Source organism: Bacillus sp. GW823-FHT06A11 (genome assembly GCF_058795355.1).
This window is the reverse complement of sequence record NZ_JBXAHS010000001.1, coordinates 83,759-102,136: the sequence shown is the minus strand read 5'-3', so window position 1 is coordinate 102,136 and position 18,378 is coordinate 83,759. Positions and strand designations below refer to the sequence as shown.

Sequence of the window (18,378 nt, the reverse complement as noted above, 5' to 3'; positions counted from 1 at the left end):
CTTGCAAAGCTGAGTTCACTTTCTCCTGAGAAGAGAGCATGGCTTCAGAAGCAAATGCAAAAAAAGGAGAATAAAGAAGCACTCCCGTTGTCTTATGCGCAACAACGTTTGTGGTTTATGGACAGATTTAACCCAAACAGTTCTTTATATAATATTCCAACAGTATGGCATCTAAAAGGAAATTGGATACCTGAAGCATTAGAGAAGGGATTCAATCGACTCATTGAACGTCATGAATCATTACGAACTGTTTTTAAAGAAGTAGGAGAACAGCCTGTGCAACAAATTCTCGAATTTCTTCCTAGAGCATTACCTGTAAGGGATTACTCTCAACTTCCTCTAAAAGTAAAAGAAAAAGAGGTAGATAGTTTAATTGCGAGAGAAGCGCAAGAACCATTTGATTTAATGAATGGTCCTTTAATTCGTAATCAGCTTGTTCAATTAGAGAAGGATGAATGGTTATTACTGTGTACGATGCATCATATTATTTCTGATGCTTGGTCCATTGGTATATTCATGAATGAATTACTTGCTTTCTATGAAGAAGAAATGGGTGGAAATCCTGCTAAATTAAGTTCATTATCCATTCAATATGCAGACTTTGCGAAGTGGCAAAAGGAGTGGTTGCAAGGTGATGTGCTAAATCGTCAGCTTACGTATTGGCAGGAAGAATTGTCTGGTGAACTTCCTATCTTACAACTGCCAGTGGATCGACCTCGACCGGTTAAGCAGACTTACTCTGGGGCTACGCATCATGTAATTTTTCCTTATAAATTGCTTAGTCAATTGAAGGATATAAGCCGACAAGAAGGATCTACTTTATTTATGACTTTAATGGCCGCATACCAGAGCTTTCTTGCTCGTTATACAGGACAAAAAGATATTCTAGTTGGTAGCCCGATTGCAAATCGGAACCATAAGGGAGTAGAAGGATTAATTGGTTTCTTTGTTAATACGTTGGTTTATCGATCAGATTTGAGTGGCACCCCTACCTTTCGGGAGATTTTGAACCAAACAAAGAAAAAGGCGTTAAAAGCTTACGAATATCAAGATATACCATTTGAAAAAGTGGTAGAAGCTGTGCAACCTGAACGAAGCATGAGTCATTCCCCTATATTTCAGACCATGTTTACGCTACAGAATATAAAACAAGAAAGACTAGATTTGCCTGATAGAAGTATTGAAATGGTAGAAAGTAATATGTCTATTGCTAAATTTGATTTGAGCTTAACTGCCTATGAAGTGGAAGAAGGTCTATTCGTCTCATTTGAATACAACACGGATTTATTTGATAGTAGTACCATTGCACGTATGGCAGGACATTTTGAGAACTGGCTAAATGAAATCACGTATCATCCAGATGAATCATATACAAAGCTGTCAATGTTATCGGATACTGAGCAAAAACAACTCCTAGAAGAATGGAATGATACGGACGTAGTTTATGGTCATGATTGTATGATTCACGAGCTATTTGAGCAACAAGTTGCACGGACACCTGATGCAGTGGCGGTAGTTTATGAGGGTGGAAAGCTAACGTATCAAGAACTAAATGAAAAATCGAATCAATTGGCACATTTTCTACAAAAACGAGGTATCGGACCTGAATCATTGGTTGGTATATGTATTGAACGTTCTCCTGATATGATTATCGGTCTCTTTGGGATTTTGAAGGCAGGTGGGGCTTATGTCCCACTGGACCCAAGTTATCCCGAAAACCGCCTGAGATACATTTTGGAGAATTCACAAATTCAAGTGCTGTTAACAAAAGAGGCACTACAGGACTGGTTACCTAAAGATATTCAAGCAATTTGTTTAGATCGGGATCAAGTAATGATTTCTAAAGAGAGTAATTTAGCTCCGGTGAGTGGAGTAACAGCAAATAACTTAGCCTATATTATATACACTTCGGGTTCGACAGGAAATCCAAAGGGGGTAATGATTGAACATCATTCTGTTATAAATCGCCTACAGTGGATGCAGAAAAAATACCCATTGTCTGAGGAGGATACAATCCTACAAAAGACACCGTTTTCGTTTGATGTTTCTGTCTGGGAATTATTTTGGTGGTCATTTGTAGGAGCACGTGTTTGTTTACTTCCACCAGGAGGAGAGAAAGATCCTGCGGTGATTGAGGAGTATATTGAACGATACCGTGTGTCCACCATGCATTTTGTTCCGTCGATGTTATCTACTTTCTTAGATTATATGGAATTATATAATTCGAAAAGGGATGTATCGTCTTTAATTCAAGTTTTTACTAGTGGAGAAGCGTTAAACACTGAACAGGTTCGCCGGTTTAAGGGGATCTTTTACAATGCTCAGCAAACAAAGTTAATTAACTTATATGGTCCTACTGAAGCAACTGTGGATGTGACTTATTACGATTGTGATTTAGAAAAAGAACCAATGCTTATTCCGATTGGTCGTCCGATTGATAATACAGAGTTGTATGTGTTAGATCAATATCAACAAGTGGTCCCGATTGGTGTGGCAGGGGAACTTTACCTTGGAGGAGTAGGATTAGCACGTGGCTACTTCAATCGACCGGATTTAACTACTGAACGTTTTATTCCGCATCCCTTTAAGGACGGGGAACGATTATATCGAACGGGTGACTTGGTTAGATATATAAATGATCGTAACTTAGAATATATTGGAAGAATAGATAACCAAGTTAAAATTAGAGGATTCCGAATTGAATTGGGAGAAATAGAAGCAGCTTTACATGATCACTCATCTGTAAAAGAGGCAGTCGTGTTGGTGAAGGAAGATCGACCAGGAGATAAGCAGTTAGTAGCTTATGTAGTGGGTGAAGGGGATACTGGGGAGTGGCGTGAATATCTCAAGAAGCAATTACCACATTATATGGTTCCGGCATACTTTTTCCAAATTGAAGGTATGCCACTTACTCCAAATGGTAAAGTGAATCGGAAAGCATTATTGGAATTAGAAGAACAGTTCATAAGTGAAGATATTACTTCATCACGAACACCAGTGGAGGAGCTCATCGTTTCCGTTTGGAGCCAAGTGTTAGGAATAAAAAATATTAGTGTTCAGGATTCCTTTTTTGAAATCGGTGGTCATTCACTACTAGCTACTCAAGTAGTGTCACGTTTACAGGGAATTTTTCAAATCGAATTACCAGTACGTGAACTATTTGAATATACAACGGTGGAGTCACTGGCAAAGCGATTAGAACAGTTACGTAAAGGAGATAAAAAACGAGAGATTCCGCCACTAATACCAATGAAACGAGGAGAAGCTATTCCACTATCTTATGCCCAACAACGTTTATGGTTTATTGATCAATTTACACCTAATAGTGCCCTTTACAATATGCCAATGGTATGCCGTCTTACAGGGAATTGGCTACTTGAAGCATTGGAAACGGGATGGAATCAACTAATAGAACGTCATGAATCACTGCGGACGGTCTTTCAAGAAGTGAATGGTCAACCCGTACAGCAAATTGAACCGTATGCTTTTCAATCAATTCCGAAAACGGATTTAACTATGCTTTCTTCTGAAGATCAAGAAGAAGAAGTTAAACGTTTAATTCAACAAGAAACAGAAGTGCCATTTGATTTAACAGAGGGTCCATTAATCAGGACAAGTATTTTGCACGTGGGAGAGGAAGAATGGATACTCCTTTGTACTCTACATCATATCGTTTCAGATGGATGGTCAATGGGAATCCTACTTGAAGAATGGATGGCATTTTATGAGAAAGAAACGGATGGAAAGGTAGCGGAACTTGAACCATTACCGGTTCAATATTCCGACTTTGCTCAGTGGCAAAAAGGATGGCTAAAGGAGGAGGTGCTTGATCAACAACTCCAATATTGGAGGGAAGAATTGTCTGGGGAGCTTCCTGTACTCCAACTTCCTGTGGATCGCCCGCGTCCCGCAATACAAACTCATCACGGGTCGACATACACTATGGTTCTGCCAAGCACGCTACATGATAAATTGAATGAACTTAGTCGAAAAGAAGGGGCTACGCTCTTCATGACGCTTTTAGCTGCATATCAAAGTTTTCTATCTCGTTATACGGGACAAGAAGATATTCTGGTCGGAAGCCCAATTGCGAATCGGAATTATAGAGAAATTGAAGGACTAATTGGTTTCTTCGTTAACACGCTGGTTTATCGAGCTAATTTGAGTGGTAGACCGACATTTCAAGATGTACTGTATCAGGTTCGTCAAAAGGCATTGAAGGCGTATGAATATCAAGATATTCCATTTGAAAAAATTGTAGAAGTTGTGCAACCGGAGCGAAGTACAAGTCATTCGCCAATCTTCCAGACTATGTTCATCTTGCAAAATATGAAACAAGAGTTACCGGTGTTATCTAGTAGAAGTATTGAAATGATAGAAAGCCATAGTCCAATTGCAAAGTTTGATTTAAGTGTAATGGCAGTTGAGACGGAAGAGGGATTACTTTTTACTTTTGAGTACAATAAGGATTTATTCAATGCTACTACTATTGAACGGATGGCAGGACACTTTGAGAAATGGCTACATGAAGTTTCTCATCGCCCACAAAATCCGTTGCATGACCTGAGCATGCTATCAGAACCCGAACGTACTTTGTTATTAGAAACATGGAATGACACTGTAATGGAAATGTCTCATCAGGGTCTTATTTGCGACAGATTTGAGGAGCAAGTAGCAAGGCGTCCGGATGCGATTGCGGTAGTTGATCAAACAAAACAGTGGACTTATGGTGAACTGGATACACAAGCAAATCAGTTGGCAAATGTTTTACGGCGAAAGGGAGTAGCCCCAGAGTCAGTGGTAGGAGTTTATCTTCCGAGGTCAGCTGAGCTAATGGCAAGTTTACTAGGCATTTTAAAAGCTGGTGGAGCTTATGTTGTTTTAGATCCGTTATATCCAAAATCAAGGTTAGAATACATGATTGAAGATGCAGGAATTCAATTTGTAGTGACGGCGGAAGGACAAGAAGGACATTTCGCACACGTCGAAATGGTGAGGTTAGAAGAACTAACAGTGGAAAGCGTAATCGCACCTACACGTCAAATAAATCCAGAGAACTTAGCCTATATTGTTTATACCTCTGGTTCTACAGGAAAACCGAAGGGTGTCATGGTTGAAAATCGCTCATTAATGAATATGGTTTCTTGGCATCAAGAAGTTTATCATATTTCAGCAGAGGATCGTGCGACTCAGATTGCAGGGGTTGCTTTTGATTCGGCTGTCCAGGAGATTTGGCCGTATCTAACTGCTGGCGCAGCACTCTACTTGTCAACAGAGGAACTGAGAATTAATCCAGAAGCACTAAGGGACTGGCTCATTGATTCACGAATAACAGCTAGTTTTGCACCTACGCCTATTCTGGAAAGACTCTTGAAATTATCTTGGCCAGATAAAACGGATCTTCGTTTTATCATTACTGGTGGGGATCAATTAACGCAGTATCCATCTAGCGATATTCCTTTTGCGGTAATTAATCAGTATGGTCCATCGGAAAATACCGTTGTTACCACAGATTGTTACGTACCTGTAGGGGTGACAACAGGTACGCCATCTATTGGTCGACCGATTGCAAATACAGAAGTTTATGTGTTAGATTCTCATCTTCAGCTAGTACCAATTGGTGTAATTGGAGATCTCTATATTGGAGGGAAGAGTCTTGCACGTGGATATGCTAATCGTCCGGATCTTACAAAGGAAAAATTTATTCCACATCCTTTCAAGTCAGGAGAACGTCTCTATTATACAGGAGACAAAGCAAGTTATCTTTCTGATGGTAATCTCCAGTTCCATGGACGTATAGATGACCAAGTAAAAATTCGTGGTTTCCGGATTGAATTGGGAGAAATAGAAGCTGTTTTGCAGGCACATTCTTCTGTGAAAGAAGCAGTTGTATTGGTACGAGAGGATAATCAAGGTGATAAGAGATTAGTAGCTTATGTAGTTGGTGAAGGAAGTGTCCATGAATGGCGAGAACATCTACAAACACATTTACCAAATTACATGGTTCCAACAAACTTTATTGAGATGGAATTTTTACCACTTACACCGAATGGAAAGCTTGATTTGAAGGCATTGCCTATACTTAGTGAACAATCCGCTGAAAATACTGTATACCCAAGAACTCCGCTGGAAGAACTTATTGCTTCAGTGTGGAGTCAAGTGCTAGGAATAAGAGACATTGATGTTCAGGATTCATTCTTTGAGCTCGGTGGTCACTCTCTACTTGCTACACAAGTGGTCTCACGCTTACAGGAAGTCTTTCAAATCAAATTGCCAGTACGTGAACTGTTCGAATATTCAACGGTCGAAGCATTATCGAAACGAATAGATCAGTTACGTAAGGGGAGCGAAAAACGAGAAATTCCACCATTGATGCCGATGGAACGAGGGGGAAATATTCCACTGTCTTATGCCCAACAGCGCTTATGGTTTATTGATCAATTTGCACCTAATAGTGCACTTTATAATATGCCAATGGCATGCCGTCTTACAGGGAATTGGTTACCTGAGGCATTGGAGTTGGGATGGAATCAGTTGATAGAGCGTCATGAATCTTTGCGGACTGTATTTTATGAAGAGGATGGCCATCCTATGCAGCAGATTCAACCGTACGTTTTCCGTCCGCTTCTGCAAATGGACTTAACTAAGCTTTCATTAGAGGAGCGAGAAAGAAAGTTGGAGCAATGGATTCAAACTGAAGTCGAATCTCCATTTGATTTAGAAAAAGGGCCATTGTTCCGTGGGAAACTCATAAGAATTTCAGAAGAAGAATGGGTTCTTCTGTGTAATATGCATCATATTATCTCAGATGGATGGTCGATGGAAATCTTGCTTCAAGAATGGATGGCATTTTATGAGAATACGATTGGTGAAAAACAAGCAGAGCTGGAACCACTACCAGTTCAATATGCCGATTTTGCTCAGTGGCAAAGAGAATGGTTGAAAGATGAAGTACTATATCAACAACTTGCGTATTGGAAGGAAGAATTATCCGGTGAGTTACCAGTCTTAATGTTGCCAATGGATCGTCCGCGTCCGCCAGTGCAAACCCACCATGGATTAACTCATAATGTTTTGTTATCGCGCTCATTACTGAATAAATTAAACGAACTAAGTCGTCAAGAAGGGGCCACACTTTTCATGACCTTATTGGCATCGTATCAAAGTTTCCTTGCTCGTTATACGGGACAAACGGATATTATTGTTGGCAGCCCAATTGCAAATCGAAATTATCGAGAAATTGAAGGGCTGATTGGTTTCTTTGTCAATACATTGGTTTATCGCGCTGATTTAAGTAATGCACCGGCATTTCAAGAGTTGTTGTCTCAAGTGCGGATAAAAGCATTGAAGGCGTATGAGTATCAAGATGTTCCGTTTGAGAAAATTGTAGAGGTTATCCAACCTGAACGAAATATAAGCCATTCTCCGATTTTCCAAACCATGTTTACTTTGCAAAATACGGGACAGAAGCTACCAGAACTACATGGAAGAAATATAGAAGTAATGGAAAGTAATGCTCCTATCGCTAAGTTTGATTTAAGTTTAACTGCTGCAGAAGTGGAAGAGGGTTTATTACTTACTTTTGTTTATAGAACTGATTTATTTGACAGCTTAACTATTGAATCCATGGCTGAACATTTTGGGAACTGGTTGAATGTAATCGTGGAGAATCCTGATAAATCATTAGCTAAGTTGCCTATATTGTCAGGATTACAGCAAAAACAGTTGGAGGAGTGGAATAATGATGCTGTAGCATATCCACAGGAAAGTACAATTCATCAGCTGTTTAAAGAGCAAGTAAATCGTACACCTGATGCGGTAGCAGTGGTAGATGAAAAACAGCAGTTAACGTATCGAGAGCTGAATGAAAAAGCTAATCAATTGGCCCACTATCTTCAGCAATGCGGGATTGGGAATGAATCATTGGTTGGACTTTGCTTTGAGCGTTCAGTTGAGATGATTGTTAGTATTATGGGGATTTGGAAGGCTGGAGCAGCCTATGTTCCATTAGACCCATCATATCCAGAAAGTCGTCTACGATATATTTTGGAGGACACTGGAATTCAAGTATTAGTTACGAACGAGTCATTGGAAGACTGGATACCTAAAGAAATCAAGATAGTTTGTCTAGATAGGGATCAAGCAATGATTTCACAAGAAAGCATTCTTTCACCAAAATGTGAAGTAACAGGAGAAAACTTAGCGTATGTTATCTATACTTCAGGATCAACGGGGAATCCAAAGGGTGTCTTGATACAGCATCATTCTGTACTAAACTTGTCGCATGGTTTACAAAAAGAAGTTTTCGAACATGAGATACCATCTAACATGCATGTCGGTTTAAATGCGTCAATTGCCTTTGATGCATCTATCCAGCAATTACAAATGCTGCTTTATGGTTCAAGTTTGTATATTATTCCGAATGAAGTACGAAGTGATCCGGAGCAGTTTGTAGCTTATATTAGGGAGAACAAGTTAGAAATCTTTGATATAACACCTTCATTGCTTCAATTACTTATAGATGCCGGATTGTTAGAAACGTGCGATGGCGTTCATGTTCCAAGTAAGGTACTGGTTGGTGGTGAAGCAATTATGCCGTCATTATGGGAACAGCTAGTAGAGACTGATAAAATACAGTTTTATAATGTATATGGTCCTACAGAATGTACGGTTGATGCAACATGCTATCATATCAAAAAAGATAGTAAGAGAGTAACAATTGGGCGTCCATTGCCTAACGTCCAAACTTATGTATTAGATAGTAATAGGTTGCCAGTTCCAGTTGGTGTGATGGGGGAACTTTATATCGGAGGAGCAGGTCTAGCAAAGGGGTACTTGAATCGTCCAGAGTTAACATCCGAACGATTTATTTCTCATCCATTCAAAGAAGGCGAGAGGTTATATAGAACAGGCGATCTTGTGAGATATCTTCCTGATGGTAATATAGACTACTTAGGAAGAATGGATAATCAAGTGAAGATTAGAGGATTTCGAATCGAACTTGGGGAGATTGAGTCGACTTTACAAGAGCATGACTTGGTAAAAGAGGTAGTTGTAATAGTTAGGGAAAATCAGTCGGGAGATAAGAGGTTAGTAGCTTATGTAGTGGGCGAAGGTAGTGTAGAAGAATGGCGAGAGTATCTTAAAACAAAACTGCCAATCCATATGATACCTTCCTACTTTGTCGAAATGAAAGAATTCCCGCTAACCATAAATGGAAAGGTTGATCGGAAATCGTTACCTATACCAGATTATCAAGGAACACAAGAAGGCTACGCGGCCCCAAGAAATGAACGTGAACATAAGCTTTCTATGATTTGGGAACGTGTGCTAGGTTCAAAACGTATTGGTATTTATGATAACTTTTTTGAAATTGGTGGAGATTCAATTCTTAGCATTCAGATTGTCTCTCGCGCAAAGCAAGCTGGTTTACAGTTGACACCAAAACAACTATTTGAACACCAAACGATTGCTGAGTTGGCGCAAGTAGTCAAAGAAGAACAAGGTGTACAAGCTGAACAAGGAATTATAACTGGAGAGACGATACTTACACCTATTCAGCAAAGGTTTTTTGCACAAAATCATCCTAATCCACATCATTGGAATCAATCCATGTTCTTTAGAACGAAAGAAAAATTGGACATAGGATCACTGGAAAAGGCGGCAGGTAACCTTCTACTTCATCATGATGCCCTGCGTTTAAGATATGAACGTTTACCTAATGGGACTTGGGAACAGTGGAATGAAGGAATTGAAGAACAATTGATGCTGACTGTCATTTCATTAGACGAAGTGCCGGAAGCGGATTGGCATGAAGTTATTCAAAAAGAGATTAATGTTGCACAAGAAAGATTGAATTTACATGATGGTCCTTTAATGAGAATGGTGTATTTTGATGAAGGTGAGGAGACTGGCCGATTATTTTGGACAATTCATCACTTAGCCGTGGATGGTGTTTCTTGGCGAATTTTATTGGAAGATTTGCAAACAGCATATACGCAAGCGGTCCAAGGGCAAAAAATTCAATTACCTATGAAGAGTACATCTTTTAAAGAATGGTCGGAGAAATTACATCATTACGCTGAAACTGGAATATCAAAAGAAGTGCTACATTACTGGGAGCAGCAGGTTGAACAAGACGTAGTTATACTGCCAGTAGATGGTACTATAAGTAATCCAGTAAGCGCAGTAACTGAGGAAATTACTGTGGTGTTAAACGAGAATGAGACCCGTATGTTATTGCAAGAGACTTTAAGCACTCACCGTGTCAAAATCAATGAAGTATTATTAGCAGCATTGGTACAAGCTACAGCAGCATGTACGGGACAGCCGATATTAAGCGTAGATTTAGAGGGACATGGTCGAGAAGAGATTATTGAAGATGTTGATTTATCGAGAACCGTGGGATGGTTTACAAGTATTTACCCAGTTCATTTAAATATTACTAATGCTAATACGCCAATTGCAGCATTAAAAGCAGTTAAAGAACAAGTTCGCAAAATTCCTAATAAGGGTGTTGATTATGGGGTGTTGCGTTACATGAACGCAACAATGTGTGAGCAATTAAGCTCCCAATATACACCGTCTATTAGTTTTAACTATCTTGGACAATTTGACCAAATGTTTTCTAGCGATGCAATGTTTATTCCGGAGAACGAATTTAAGCGTTTAGATCATGCTGCCGGTTCCAAGCGATCGCATGTAATTGATGTAATTGGGGTTGTAACGGATGGAAAACTTCAATTCACTTGGGTATACAATGTTGGACAACTTGCCAAATCAACGATTCAAAGTATTGCACAGAATATGCTATATCAACTGAGTAGATTGATTCAATCTTCAGATAGAGAATCTGCACTGACCATTTCGGATTTTGCAATCGCTAATCTTAGCCAAGAAGGTTTGACAAATGTACTAAACAAAATGCATCGTGGAAAGAACAATCAGATTACTGATTTATATCCACTATCACCTTTGCAAGAAGGTATGATTTTCCACACATTGCATGATCAAGGGGATGAACATGTTGCACCGTATATAGTGCAATTGAGTTTTATGATTCAAGGGGAAATGGATATTCCTACTTTTGAGCAGGCGTGGAAATCTGTAATTCAGCGGCATGAAATTTTTCGTACAGCATTTGTATGGGACGAAATTGAAGAACCTGTACAAGTGGTGTATGAAAATATCCCATTTAAAGTGAACAAAGAAGACTGGCGTACAATGACAAGTGAAGAGATAGAAGAAAAAAGAAAAGTCTTTTTGGAATTAGATCGAAAACAAGCCTTCCAATTTGATGAAGCACCATTGATGCGGGTAACGGTCATTCAAGAAGGTGAGGAAGAATATCGGGTTGTTTGGACACATCACCATATTTTACTGGATGGATGGAGTTTACCATTGGTCTTTAATGAATTACTTACAGTCTATCAGAAGAGAATGAATGGAGAAGCTGTAAAGTTACCTAAATCCTCACCATATAAGAAATATATCCAATGGCTCAGAGAACAAGATAAGGAGCAGGCGGAACAATTCTGGAGAGAGAAGCTAAAAGGTTTTACTGCATCAACTTTACTGGGCTTAGAAAATAAAGAGGAAGAAAAAGGTTACACAGAGAAGGTTACGTATTTATCAGAAGAGCAGACTCAAGAGTTACAAGAATGGGCGAAACGAAATAAACTTACTTTGAGTACAGTAATTCAAGGTGCATGGGCATATCTCATGAGCCGATATAGTGGAGAAAATGACATTGTTTTTGGTGTAACAAGCTCAGGGCGTTCTACGGAGATTATTGGTGTTGAAAACATCGTAGGTCCTTTCATTACAACGTCACCGACGCGAATTCAATTGATGGATGATATAAAAGTAATAGATTGGTTGCAGAAGTTACAAGAGGAAGAGATAGAAAGAAGACAATATGAGTATGCTTCTTTGACAGAGATTCAGGGGTGGAGTGAGGTTCCTAGAGGTACACCGCTGTTCAATTGTTTATATGTGTTTGAAAATTATCCAGTGAAAGAAGAATCTTCAGAAAATCTGGAAATTGGTGAATTGAAAGGGGTAGAACAAACCCACTATCCATTAGGATTGGCTGTAGTTCCAGGAATTCAGTTATCGTTAAAGTTAATGTATGACCGTAGTAAGTTTAATAGAGTAACCATTGAACGAATGCTGGGTCATTTACACAAAGTGTTAATGCAAATGCTCAAAAACATTGATCAAAATCTATCGGAGCTAGTATATATTACGGAGGCTGAACAAAGAAAGCTATTGGAAGAATGGAATAATAATGCTATATCCTATCCACGTGAGAATGTAATTCATCAACTATTCGAAGAGCAAGTAAATCGTACACCTGACGCGGTGGCAGTGGTAGATGAAAAACAGCAACTAACATATCGAGAGCTGAATGAAAGAGCTAATCAATTAGCACATCATTTACAGAAATGTGGAATTGGGACAGAGTCATTAGTTGGCCTTTGCTTTGAGCGTTCAGTTGAGATGGTTGTTGGTCTCATGGGAATTTGGAAGGCTGGAGCAGCCTATGTTCCATTAGATCCATCGAATCCGGAAAGCCGCCTACAATATATTTTAGAAGACACAGGAATTAAAGTGTTAGTTACAAATGAAGTATTACTAGGCTGGATACCTAAAGACATCAAGACAGTTTGCCTAGATAGGGACCAAGCAATGCTTTCTCAAGAAAGCAAACTTTCACCAATATGTGAGGTAACAGGGGAAAACTTAGCGTATGTTATCTATACTTCTGGTTCGACAGGGAATCCAAAGGGGGCTTTAGTACAGCACCATTCTGTAATAAACCTATCCTATGGTTTACAAAAAGAAGTTTTCTCACATGAAATACCTAATAATATGCGCGTCGGTTTGAATGCGTCAATTGCCTTTGATGTATCTATTCAGCAATTACAAATGTTGCTTTATGGTTCAAGTTTATATATTATCCCAAGTGAAGTTCGCACTAATCCGGAACAATTTGTGTCCTATATTAGGGAGAATAAATTGGAAATGTTTGATATGACACCTTCATTACTTCAATTACTTATAGATGGAGGATTGCTAGAAATAAGTGCTGATGTTCATGTACCGAGTAAGATATTAGTCGGTGGTGAAGCAATTATGCCGTCATTATGGGAACAGCTAGTAGAGACAGAAAAAATTGATTTTTATAATGTATACGGTCCTACAGAATGTACGGTTGATGCAACATGCTATCATATCAAAAAAGATAGTAAGAGAGTAACAATTGGCCGTCCGTTGCCGAACGTTCAAACTTATGTATTAGATAAAAATTTGTTACCTGTTCCAGTTGGTGTAACAGGTGAGCTATATATTGGGGGTGCAGGTATAGCGAGAGGATACTTGAATCGCCCAGAATTAACAGCAGAGCGATTCATCCGTCATCCATTTAATGAAGAAGAACGTTTATATCGTACGGGAGATTTGGTTCGTTATTTACCTGATGGTAATTTAGATTACTTGAGAAGAGTTGATAATCAAGTGAAAATTAGGGGCTTTCGTATTGAACTTGAAGAGATTGAAGCGAGTATAGAGAGGCATCCATTGGTAAAAGAAGCAGTAGTTTTGGTAACAGAGGATAAATTAGGAGAGCAGAGATTGGTTGCTTATGTAGTTGGAGATGGAAGTATGCATGATTGGCGTGAATATCTCAAGAGACAAGTACCGAATTATATGGTTCCTGCACACTTTATTAAGGTAGACGAGATTCCTCTTACAATGAATGGAAAAGTTGATCGAAAGGCATTGAACAATTTAACTATTCAAAGAGAAAATAACTTCTCTACACCAATCATTCCAAGGGATGGAATTGAATATCAGTTGATTAAAATCTGGCAGGATGTGTTACAGATAGAAGATGTCTATGTAAATGATGATTTCTTTAATAGAGGTGGACACTCTCTCCTTGTAATTAAACTAGTTTCAAAAATTAGGGAGAAGTTTGGAAAAGAAATTAAGGTGTCTACATTGGTTAAGAATCCAACAGTGGAAGGAATCGCATGCCTTATTCGTGATAAGCATGATATGACGAAATCAGTATCAGCGCTGGTTCCACTGCAAGAATCAGAAAAAAGACCTTTCTTCTGCGTTCATCCGTTTATGGGGAATGTATTTTGTTACATTCAACTAGCAAGATTACTTAAGAACCATTGTTCATTTTATGGTTTACAGAATCCTCTTATAGAAAAGAAAGAAATTGACGAGTTAACTTTGCCGGAAGTAATTCAACTTTACATCGAAGAAATAAAACGTGTTCAGCCAGAAGGTCCATATCGTCTTGGAGGATGGTCTTTAGGCGGTGCGATTGCTTATGAAATCGCAACTGTACTAAGGAGTCAAGGTGAGGAAGTTGAGTTGTTGGTACTAATGGATACAAAAGTACCTTCAAAGCAGGATTATAAAACAAGAGAAGAAATGCTCTCATATATATATGAGCATTTCATTCCTAGAGATCTTACTGAGCAAGGGGAAGGCCTCTTCCATGAACAAGATATGCTTGTAGAGCGACTAATTATGGAGGGAGTACTCCCGCCTGATGCAGATCTTATCAATTTGAAGCAAGTTATCAATGCTCATAGGAAATGCCTGAACTTAATGGCAGAGCATGATTTAATACCATACTCTGGAGAAGTTCTCTACTTTAGTGCTGAGGAAGGAAAAGAGTTGTTTACAGATTGGGGACCTTTATTAAAAGGTAGAGTAAATAGGTATTCAGTCCCTGGATCACATGAGGAAATAGTAGACTTCCCCGCAGTTGAAAAGATAGCTAAGTACCTATTAAATGAATTTGAAGGGATAAAAGAAACATCCCTTTCATTAACTGAAAAGTAGAGAGCGCAAAAGATGCAACGCAATGAACGAAAAGGGGAGACCAATACCTGCATGCATATCAAGTGTAGGGAATAATGAATATATTAAGAGCGTTACTTTTTAAGGGGATAATGTAAAAAGTAATTGGTAGAGACATAGAAATCTTTGTAATAGAAGCGAATGCCTGATGATATTACTGAGGAAAGGTGCATATTTTCATTGATATGTAAATATGCACCTTTCCTATTGTATATGCAATTTAGTAATGTGAATTTGAATTTATGTAACGTTCATATATGAAGTAATTCTTAAAAAAAGGAAGTGATTTATCATACAAATTCAAGCTGTGAAAATACCAAAGAATATTGAAAGTCATTTGTTTAAGCAACTTAGTAACTTAGTTTCAAATGAGAAGAAAGAACGAATGAAGCGTTTATTAAATTCATGCGACATTAATAGGACCCTGATAGGAGATTTACTAATCCGATCTCTAATCTGCCAAAAGTATAAAATTAATAATGAAAAAATTAGATTTATATATAATGAGTATGGAAAACCTTTTGTTGAAAACTTTTCTGACTTTCATTTTAATCTGTCACATTCAGGAGAATGGGTGGTTTGTACTACTGCTAATTTTAATGTGGGTATTGATATAGAAAAGATTTCAGAGATAGAGGCTCTTAAATTAGCAAATGAATTTTTTTCAGAGGAAGAATTTTATGATATATCTAATATAAATTCTGATGAACAAATTAATTATTTTTATGATTTATGGACATTAAAAGAAAGTTATATAAAAACGATTGGAAAAGGGCTTTATATCCCGTTAAATTCATTCTCTATAAAAAAAGAGTCACCAACTTTAATTTCATATAAGTATATACCTCAAAACTTTTACTTTAGACAATATAACATTGAGCCAAATTATAAGATATCTGCTTGTGCAACAAGGGATGAATTTCCGCAAGAGATAATAATTAAAGACATTTATGAAATTTTCGAAAATATATACAAATTTGAAAGTAAGGAGAAAATCAATGCAGAAGACTAAACTTTTTTGCTTTCCACATGCTGGGGGATCCGCGTTTAGTTACGCAAAATGGAAAAATTACTTTAATCCATATATTGAGGTAGTCCCGATAGAGTTAGCTGGTAGAGGATATAGAATTGAAGAAAGTTTGTACGGAAGTATGGAAGAAGCGGTCAATGATGTCTATAATAATATCGTTATGCAGATAGATGATTCGCCATATATTTTATTTGGGCATAGTATGGGAAGTTTGATTGCCTATGAAGTAGCTAGAAAAATACAAGATTCTAAAAGCGTATTGCCTAAATTTCTTGTTTTATCCGGTAGAAATCATCCAAATAGTAAAATAAAAAACATCCGACATAATCTTTCTAACGAACAATTTAAAAGAGAAGTTATTGCAATGGGAGGTACACCATCTGGGGTACTGCAATCAGAAGAATTAATGGAGATTTTTCTCCCTATTCTAAGAGCAGATTTTAAAATCGTTGAGACGTATATTCATGACAAAAATACACAACCATGTGATATTGATTTTCTTATATTTAATGGGGAAAATGATGAATTTACTACATATGATCAAGTAATAAAATGGGAACGATACACAAGTAAAACGTGTACTTTTCATTCTTTTGAAGGTAATCATTTCTTTCTAAATGAAAATATTGAAGAAATAGCAAATAGTATTATAGGAAAGTTTAATTCTAAAAGATTATCAACTAGTTTTTAGAGATTTTCTTTGATCATCAGACAGTCGTTGGATAACTGGTGAGTTAATTGATGCAATTTGTGGATCTTGCTTATAATGCTAATTGTAAGTATTATGTACTTTAAAACCAAAACTTTCCCAATTTAATGTTGAGAAAGTTTTGATTTTTATTATTCTAGTAGTAATCACTTTTTAAAGTTATAGAAATTTAAAAATAAAGTATTGTATACATGTAAGTATGATTAAAAATAAAAAGTTGTAAATGCTAAATTTAATTAAATACGCCTTACTCTCTTTAACATTGGCCTGAATGAATAGTTTATAGGAGATTACACTGGCTAAAGATGCGATAATTGTTCCAAGCCCTCCAATATTTACTCCTAGTAATAAAGCTTTCCAATCAGAAGTAAAGTTTGATAGAAGAATTGAAGTAGGAAAATTGCTAATCAATTGACTCAAAAATATGGAACTAAAGAAGACTGAAGTATCTCCTCTTAAATTAGCGCGAGCAAATGTCTCCAGCGCCTCCGAATGGGAAATGTTTCCAATAAAGATAAAAAAACCGACAAAGGTTATTAGAAGAAAGTAATCGATCTTAAATAGTAAGTTTCTATCTAACGTAAATGCTGCTATCAATGTGACTATTAGCGCAATGTAATAATCAATGACACCAAAAATAGATGCAATGATAGTGATAAGTATCAAAATCCAGAGGGTAGCTTTTTTTCGATTTTTCACGGTAATTACAGGTAGTTCTATTTTTAAATCTGTTTTTTGAAGTTTTTGAGTAAATATAAATAACAAACTAATTCCAAGTACAGCTAAAAGCAGGATTGAACCTAAAAATGGGATGAGCTTAATTCCATAGTAAGAATATAGGTATAAATTTTGTGGGTTTCCCATAGGCATCAAGCTACTACCGATGTTTGCCGCAATTGTCTGCAAGATGATTGTATCCATCATGTTCATTTGTGTTTTTTTACTAATGACAAGTGTTATTGGTACAAAAGTGAGGAGGGCGACATCATTTGTTACAACCATGGAGCAAATAAAGCATAACAAAATTAGAATAATAGATATTGACCTGCTGTTATTGCATTTATTTAAAAGCGCAACGGCAAGTTTGTCTAATATCTTTAGCTGTTCCAAGGCTTTAATGGCCACCATTAGATTAAATAAGCTAATTAACACTTCAAAGTTAATATATTCGAACCTTGGCGAATGTATTAAGCAGCTTACAATTGCTAATATCAGTGAAATGGTAAGTACTAAATCCTTTTTTAAAAATTCGAATTTCATAAGGAGTCTTTTTTTATTTTGAACGAATACTATTTCTTTCACAATACACCACCTGTAATCTATGTTAGTAAATATACGTTTTTTGGGATAACTCAATATTGCTAGAAAAGAGGATGACATAAGGTCCTAAATAAGAGTTTTGTAATGTTTTATCCCTTCAACAAAATCCTTTTTTCTTAGTGTCTTTAATGTTATAAATATGTGCAATATAGACGAATCCAGCTAGGGGGATTAATTGAGAAAACAAATGTTTTTTGTATGATACCATAAATAAATTAAATGTTTTATTTTTTTAATATTCTTATAATATTCTATTGATTCTTGATTTCAAATACTTTATAAGAAGTTCTAAAAGAGAAAAAGTATGCATGTTTTTATGAAGAAAATAGAGGCTTGCCAAAGGATAGGTAGAACAAAATCTGCGACGTTTGGGTACTGTATAAAATTCAAAAAATCTCACTGTTTTTTTAGATGAAAAATCTTAAAATAATTT

4 protein-coding genes are annotated in these 18,378 nt (G+C 37.2%); 3 read left to right on the top strand and 1 reads right to left on the bottom strand.

Going from position 1 to position 18,378, the window contains the following annotated elements:
* Positions 1-54: 54 nt before the first annotated feature.
* The 3 genes from AC1Q8L_RS00370 (at position 55) to AC1Q8L_RS00360 (ending at position 16,607) form a co-directional block, all read left to right on the top strand.
* Positions 55-14,868 carry a non-ribosomal peptide synthetase gene (locus AC1Q8L_RS00370; RefSeq protein WP_492339423.1) on the top strand — a complete coding sequence of 4,938 codons (14,814 nt, stop codon included), beginning with the start codon at positions 55-57 and terminating at the stop codon, positions 14,866-14,868.
* Positions 14,869-15,193: 325 nt separating this feature from the next.
* Entirely contained in the window at positions 15,194-15,898 is a 705-nt protein-coding gene (locus AC1Q8L_RS00365) for a 4'-phosphopantetheinyl transferase family protein (protein ID WP_000701207.1), read from the top strand.
* On the top strand, positions 15,885-16,607 hold the full coding sequence (locus AC1Q8L_RS00360) for a thioesterase II family protein (protein WP_001172951.1): 723 nt from the start codon (positions 15,885-15,887) through the stop codon (positions 16,605-16,607). The genes AC1Q8L_RS00365 and AC1Q8L_RS00360 overlap by 14 nt, the downstream gene beginning before the upstream one ends.
* 177 nt (positions 16,608-16,784) lie before the next feature.
* Here AC1Q8L_RS00360 and AC1Q8L_RS00355 read toward each other — a convergent pair whose 3' ends face one another.
* Positions 16,785-17,927, bottom strand: a complete 1,143-nt coding sequence (locus AC1Q8L_RS00355) for an anion transporter (protein ID WP_000659296.1) — start codon at positions 17,925-17,927, stop codon at positions 16,785-16,787.
* Positions 17,928-18,378 lie beyond the last annotated feature (451 nt).

What these genes read in the sequence shown, in the direction of transcription:
- AC1Q8L_RS00370 (WP_492339423.1), top strand. Translation starts at nt 55, where the DNA reads ATGCAAAAAAAGGAGAATAAAGAAGCACTCCCGTTGTCTTATGCGCAA.
- AC1Q8L_RS00360 (WP_001172951.1), top strand. Translation starts at nt 15,885, where the DNA reads ATGCAGAAGACTAAACTTTTTTGCTTTCCACATGCTGGGGGATCCGCG.